6 protein-coding genes and 1 tRNA gene are annotated in these 6,798 nt (G+C 40.2%); 2 read left to right on the top strand and 5 right to left on the bottom strand.

Going from position 1 to position 6,798, the window contains the following annotated elements; all coding sequences use genetic code 11:
• The 4 genes from H5163_RS17080 to H5163_RS17065 all read right to left on the bottom strand — a co-directional run.
• Positions 1-639 (bottom strand): translation initiation factor IF-2 associated domain-containing protein (locus H5163_RS17080; protein WP_182735595.1); only part of this gene is annotated, 639 nt, incomplete at its 3' end.
• 25 nt (positions 640-664) lie between these two features.
• A complete protein-coding gene (gene nusA / locus H5163_RS17075) occupies positions 665-2,164 on the bottom strand; it encodes a transcription termination factor NusA (protein WP_145240434.1) in 1,500 nt (499 codons plus the stop codon).
• Between the two features lie 38 nt (positions 2,165-2,202).
• The gene (gene rimP, locus H5163_RS17070) at positions 2,203-2,658 is read right to left on the bottom strand and encodes a ribosome maturation factor RimP (protein ID WP_145240432.1); all 456 of its coding nucleotides are present in this window, start codon (positions 2,656-2,658) and stop codon (positions 2,203-2,205) included.
• A gap of 319 nt (positions 2,659-2,977) precedes the next feature.
• Positions 2,978-3,054: transfer RNA gene (locus H5163_RS17065), tRNA-Met, on the bottom strand.
• Between the two features lie 649 nt (positions 3,055-3,703).
• Between H5163_RS17065 and H5163_RS17060 the strand changes: the two genes are divergently transcribed.
• The gene (locus tag H5163_RS17060; RefSeq protein WP_182731376.1) at positions 3,704-4,168 is read left to right on the top strand and encodes a globin; all 465 of its coding nucleotides are present in this window, start codon (positions 3,704-3,706) and stop codon (positions 4,166-4,168) included.
• A 17-nt stretch (positions 4,169-4,185) separates the two neighbouring features.
• Here the strand turns inward: H5163_RS17060 and H5163_RS17055 are convergent, their stop codons facing one another.
• A complete protein-coding gene (locus H5163_RS17055; RefSeq protein WP_182735594.1) occupies positions 4,186-4,998 on the bottom strand; it encodes a hypothetical protein in 813 nt (270 codons plus the stop codon).
• A gap of 131 nt (positions 4,999-5,129) precedes the next feature.
• On the opposite strand from H5163_RS17055, the gene H5163_RS17050 reads away from it, so the two are divergent.
• The gene (locus H5163_RS17050; RefSeq protein WP_182735593.1) at positions 5,130-6,683 is read left to right on the top strand and encodes a cryptochrome/photolyase family protein; all 1,554 of its coding nucleotides are present in this window, start codon (positions 5,130-5,132) and stop codon (positions 6,681-6,683) included.
• Positions 6,684-6,798: the final 115 nt, after the last annotated feature.

Below are 6,798 nucleotides of genomic sequence, written 5' to 3'. Positions count from 1 at the left end.
TAGCTTTCTTGCCTCTTCTGCTTGACGTTTCGCTTCTTCTTCAGCTTTCTTCAATGCGGCCTCTTCTGCTTCTCTTTGCAGACGCTCAGCTTCAACGCGATCTTTTTCAGACTTCGCGGTTTGTTCTGGGGTCATCTGCTTCTGTTTTGCTACACGTTCAGCATCTGCTTTACGTTTAGCTTCTTCTTTCACTTTACGGTCAGCCTCTTCTTTGGCTTTGCGCTCTGCGTCTTGTTTTGCTTTAAGCTCAGCTGCTTCTTTTGCAGCTTGTTGCTCAAGTTCACGACGAGCGGCTTCTTCTGCTGCTATACGCGCTTGCTCTTGCTCTTGCTCAACCGCGCTTTTCTTCACGTAAGTACGTGTTTTACGTACTTCAACTTGAACTGACTTTGCTTGACCTGTAGAACCCGTCACACTTAATGTGCTTTTGCTCTTACGTTGCAATGTCATACGTGCTGGGCCATCTGAGCCTGTGCCGCCGTGCTGCTTGCTTAAATGATCAAGTAACTTTGCTTTTTCAGCTTCAGTTACATTATCACCCGCTTGCTTAGTGATACCGGCTTGCGATAATTGTTGAAGCAATTTATCAACAGTTGTACCAATATCCCCGGCTAGTTTTTCAACATTTACTTCTGCCATAGTCTCTAATACCTCCGTTAATAACTTACTCGTCTGCGAACCAACAAATGTTGCGCGCAGCCATAATTAGCTCACCCGCTTTCTCTGGAGAAAGCTCTGTAATATCGACTAATTCATCAATACCTTGCTCTGCTAAGTCTTCTAGCGTAACAACCCCTTTGCTTGCCATAACAAACGCAAGGTGACGCTCTAACCCTTCTAGTGCTAATAAGTCTTCAGCAGGCTCTGCACCATCAAGGCTTTCTTCTGTTTTAAGTGCTTTAGTCGTTAATGCATCTTTTGCACGTGAGCGTAACAAATCAACAGTATCTTCATCTAAGCCATCAATTTCTAAAAACTCAGACGCAGGTACATAGGCAACTTCTTCAAGGGTTGAGAAACCTTCGTTGATAAGTAATGTTGCAAAGTCTTCATCGATGTCTAAGTTTTCAGTGAATAAGTTGATTAACTTATCAGATTCCGCTTCGTTCTTAGCGCGCATTTCTTCAACTGTCATTACGTTTAGTTCCCAACCAGTTAACTGGCTAGCAAGACGTACGTTTTGACCATTACGACCAATTGCTTGTGCTAGGTTATCAGCTTCAACAGCGATATCCATTGAATGGGTGTCTTCATCCATTACAATTGAAGCAACTTCAGCAGGTGACATTGCATTAATAACGAACTGGGCTGGGTTGTCATCGTAAAGTACGATATCAACACGCTCACCACCAAGTTCAGTCGATACTGCTTGTACACGTGCGCCACGCATACCAACACACGCACCAATCGGATCGATACGTTTATCATTAGATTTAACGGCGATTTTAGCACGTGAACCTGGATCACGTGCCGCTGCACGTAGTTCAATCATCTCTTCGCCAATTTCTGGCACCTCAATGCGGAATAATTCCATCAGCATTTCTGGCTTAGAGCGTGTTACAAATAACTGTGCACCACGAGCATCAGGTTTTACTTCATAAAGTAAACCACGGATACGATCGCCAGGACGGAAATTTTCACGTGGTAACATGTCATCACGGTAAATAACCGCTTCAGCATTGTTACCTAAATCTAATACGATTGCGTCACGCGTTGCTTTTTTCACAACACCTGTTACTAACTCGCCTTGTTGATCTTTATAAGCTTCTACAACAAGTGCGCGCTCAGCTTCACGTACTTTTTGTACGATTACTTGTTTCGCCATTTGTGTAGTAATACGGTCAAATTTAATTGACTCGATTTGCTCTTCGATGAAATCACCAATCTTAAGATCTGGGTCATCAACCTGAGCCGCTTCCAACGTGATTTCGCTGTAAGGGTTTTCCAGTGAACCATCTTCAAGTACTGCAGCAATTTGCCAACGACGATAAGTGTCGTAATCGCCTGTTTTACGGTCAATTGCAACGCGTACTTCAATTTCACCAGTATGTTTTTTCTTAGTCGCAGTCGCTAATGCGAACTCTAACGCTTCGAAAATCTTTTCTTTTGGAACCGCTTTCTCATTGGAAACGGCTTCAGCAACCAATAATATCTCTTTTGCCATGGGTTATGCCTCGCTTGCCCTATTCCTTCGCACTCGGATTAAAACTTTGCGATGATGTTCGCACGTTCAATGTTACTGAGCATAATTAACTGCTCAGTACCGTCATATGAAAGTGTGATCATATCACTGCTAACTGCTATTAGATCGCCTTTAAAATTACGACGACCATCTTGTGGAAGCTTAGTACGCACGCGTACTTCCTCTCCTTGTGCCTTCTCGTAGTGATCTTGTTTGAATAATAGACGATCAACACCAGGAGACGATACTTCCAAATCATATTCATTTGTAATCGGGTCTTCGACATCTAAAATTGCGCTTATTTGACGACTTGCATCAGCACAGTTATCAACCGAGATCCCCGCTTCGTGATCGATATAGACCCTAAGCGTAGAATGGCGACCCGCTTGCACAAACTCTAGACCATGTAATTCAAAGCCTAACATTTCAACTGACGGTGAAAGCATGGTTAATAAATCTTGCTCAAGTTTTGTCACGAAAATTCTCCATACAAACAAAAAAAGGGCTTATAGCCCTAAAATACTTAGCTTATACCTTGATTTAAAATCAAGTGGTGCAGATACAACAACGCCCCGAACCAAGCGGGGCGTCACACCTAAAGCATAAAACTGTGTGGCCATGGGCCAAGCTTGGTTGCGGATAGCTAACACCATCTAAATTAAACCCAAAGGCTTAAACGCAAAACGCGCATTACATAGAATGCGCGACTTCAAATCAGTAACTAAAATCGCTACTCAAAAGTTTGGCTTCAAGAATTTAGAAATATTAATTAAACTAATAACTTATCTAAAAACTTGGTTGCGGGAGCCGGATTTGAACCGACGACCTTCGGGTTATGAGCCCGACGAGCTACCAGGCTGCTCCATCCCGCGCCAACTGGTATCAAAATACCTGATACCTGCCTAGCAGCTAATTAAGTGAGCTAGACAATGGCGGCTATTATAAAGAGGCTTGGCGTAATTAGCAACCAAAAACTGGTAAAGAATGACTAGACTATAAAGTACAAAATTATACGTCAGAACAATTCGCTATAACCGTACCAAAAGTACCCTGTTAAAAAACCAACATAAAAGCCCTAGGGCGTGTTGACCTTTTGTGATTAATTTTGCAGCAGTATGTTTGGTATTTAGGCAAGGCAGAGTCTATGTAGTGTGGTTGTTCCCCATAAATAGACGATAACGCAGTATAAATTCCAAACATGCGCTGCCCAAAGGGTTCTTCCTAGGGGCGATTAACTCTTTGTTACTTACATGGATGTAAGTAAGGGGCGTGAGCAGGACGCGGAAGCTTTGCTCGATTTTTACTTAGCCCACTAGGTTACAAACCTCGCGCCGCGATTAAATCGCCCCTAGATTGAACAAATTTCAATCCACAAAGGTCAACACGCCCTAGCCTTATTGGCATTAATAATGCGCGCTATTACGCGATTTCCATCGATTTACTCACTCTTTCCTACACAGCGTCTATACTAAGTTTTTAATGGCAATCTGCATATTTAAGGCTATTTAGAGAGGGCTTATTATGAGTATTTCTGCTCATCATCAAAAAATGTTATTACAAAGTATCGCAATAATAAAACCTAACTTTCACTGTTTTACTGTTACCTTTCATGTGCAATTAAAACGTCATGCACTGACTATGCAATGGCCTAGCAGTGATGAAATAAGTGAAAAAAGTTATTTGTTGTATTGCTCATTGGAACGCACTATTACCCACTTAGATCGCTTATTGTCTGTATTACCTTTTATTCATTATCATGCCAACAACCTAAGTAAATCTGGCCTCACTTGTCAGGATGTTGATTTATTATGTGATGCTTTTATAGCTGCGCTAAAAATTCATTTGGGCCGAGAATTTACGCCAAACATAGAGCAAGCGTGGCGTTATGCACTCAGGATGTTTAACAGCATAGTGAAAAGCTATTTATTTAATACCAGTAATATTGTTGCAATTAACAAGTCCGTGCAGCAGCAAGTGAATTCATAGCAAATAACCTACATGCATTATTCTATACTAGCTAACTCTTGTAGAAGACGATCTATTTGGTGCTGTTCAACATCGATTAAAGTTGCATATCTTGATGTTAACGCACTCATTTTTCTAGATAAGGAGTTATCAAAAGTCGCATCAGTTAAGTTATTTAGTTGCTCTTTAGCCTGAGCTTCGAGGGCTGCTATTTGGCGATCCATTTGAGTTTGGTAAGTATCTATTTTTGATTGTCGCTGTTCAACATCTCGTTTGATTTCTTGTGCCCGAATGAACGAATCAATGCCTTTGCTCTGGGTTGATTGTTGGTCAATTTCAGAAGTGTTTTTCGACTCAGGCAAAGCGTATTTTTCTTTTAATAGTCGATCAATATCCCGCTGTTCACGTGCAATTAGAACGTTATAGCGCTCTGAAATACTGGTCATTTGATTTGCTATTGCAGTTTCTTTTTTTGCACCAGATAAATTATTTAACTGCGCATCTGATTGCTCACCTAAGGCGGCAATTTGCTGATTCATTTTCTCGCTTAAGCTATCAATTTTATCTTGATGCTGTTGAATATCAGCATCAATTTGCCGAGTCCGAATATAACTATCGACGCCCGAGGTATCAATATTTTCATTAGCAACAAATTGACTAGATAAGCTCGGGTTTTGCTCTTTTATAGAGATTAGTTTCGCATCATCACCACATGGAAATTGACTAAATTCCACGACGCCTTTTTTTTCACACTGATAAACTGTGGCATGCAAAGAACTAACATGACAAAGTGCAATGAGACAAGGTAAAACAATTTTAAATTTGCGAACAGTATACTGATATTGATTCATAAGCCGACATTCCTTTGTTTATATAGTTAACTTACACAGGTTCCTTATATTTATATACCACGACTATCAGTAATAATAAATGCGATCTAACCGTCAACTTAGTTCGTATAAATAACATTTAGGCAAAATTCATGATTTATAAAACGCTGCGATTTATTTTTGGCGACCAACTTAATGCCAATCACAGTTGGTATAAAGAAGAGAATCAAACACAATACCTTTATGTCATTGCTGAATTAAAACAAGAAACAGATTATGTAAAACATCATATACAAAAGGTAGCGGCGTTTTTTGCAGCAATGGAGAACTTTGCTACTGCGCTCAAACAAGCACAATTAAATGTGCTTCACTTAACACTCGATGATACCCACGATGATGCTTGCATTACCTCATTGCTAACACGCTTGGCTAAGCAATATCAGTGTCAACAAATTCAATATCAGTATCCTGATGAGTATAGATTAAAAACTCAACTGCAAGAGTTTGCAAACAGCAGTGACTTTAATGTTAGTGCCACAGACAGCGAACATTTTTTATTACCTTTTGCTGATATCAGCGACCATTTTAAAAAAGATAAGCATGTGAAAATGGAATTTTTTTATCGCATGATGCGCAAGCGCTTTGACATATTGATGCAAGATAATGCTCCACTAGGCGGGCAATGGAACTTTGACCAAGACAATCGTAACAAATTAAAAAAAACTGATTTAGCTGCTATCCCTGAACCAAAAATATTTACCAATAATATTGAAGCTATTTTACAGCGCATAAGAAAACACCAGGTAAATACCCTTGGCCATTGTTCAGCAACTTTATTATGGCCAACCAGTCGTGCTCAAGCAAAACAATTACTCGATTACTTTTGCACTCATCTACTCCCCTGTTTCGGACAGTTTCAAGACGCGATGACCTGTCAGAGCTCATACAAATGGAGCTTGTATCATAGTCGTATCGCGTTTGCACTTAACACAAAAATGCTGCACCCAATGCAAGTTATTAAGCAAGTACTGGCTGAGTTTGCGGCACGCCAAGAACAGATCACGCTTGCCCAAGTTGAGGGGTTTATTAGGCAAATTTTAGGTTGGCGAGAATATGTAAGAGGTATTTATTGGCAAAATATGCCTGATTACGCGAGTAAAAATGAACTTGAGGCTGCTCGTCTGTTACCTGATTATTTTTGGAGTGGCAAAACAAAAATGAACTGTATGAAACAGGCAATCACGCAGAGCTTAGAGACCGCCTACGCGCATCATATTCAACGCTTAATGATCACCGGAAACTTTTGCTTATTAACCGGTATTGATCCAAATGAAGTTGATAGCTGGTATTTGGGCATTTACATCGATGCCATTGAATGGGTAGAAATGCCTAACACCCGTGGCATGAGTCAATTTGCAGATGGCGGCCTAATCGCCACAAAACCGTATGCCGCAAGCGGTAATTACATAAACAAAATGAGTGATTACTGCACCAGCTGCCACTATAACGTAAAACAAAAAAGTGACGACACGGCTTGCCCTTTTAATAGTTTATATTGGCAATTTATGCACACCCATGAAGCCCGCTTAGCTCGTAACCCACGTATTGGCATGGTCTATAAAAATTGGCAAAAACAAGATACATCACAACAGCACGCTATTTTAGAGCGAGCGCAATGGTGCCTAAATAATATAGAAAAACTCTAACAGAAGTATCATATTAGGTAATATTGTTAATTAAATGTTTAATTAATTTGTAATTATAGTGTAATCACCCTACTTTCTAATATTAGAAATTACTCCACAACACTATGAGAACACG

Source organism: Pseudoalteromonas sp. SG44-8 (genome assembly GCF_014164125.1).
Taxonomy (GTDB): Bacteria; Pseudomonadota; Gammaproteobacteria; order Enterobacterales; family Alteromonadaceae; genus Pseudoalteromonas; species Pseudoalteromonas rhizosphaerae.
This window is presented reverse-complemented; position numbering and strand designations above follow the sequence as displayed.

Bases quoted from the DNA above. Each gene is read 5' to 3' on its own strand.
- nusA (WP_145240434.1), bottom strand. From the start codon at position 2,164: ATGGCAAAAGAGATATTATTGGTTGCTGAAGCCGTTTCCAATGAGAAA.
- H5163_RS17055 (WP_182735594.1), bottom strand. From the start codon at position 4,998: ATGAATCAATATCAGTATACTGTTCGCAAATTTAAAATTGTTTTACCT.
- H5163_RS17050 (WP_182735593.1), top strand. From the start codon at position 5,130: ATGATTTATAAAACGCTGCGATTTATTTTTGGCGACCAACTTAATGCC.
- H5163_RS17060 (WP_182731376.1), top strand. From the start codon at position 3,704: ATGAGTATTTCTGCTCATCATCAAAAAATGTTATTACAAAGTATCGCA.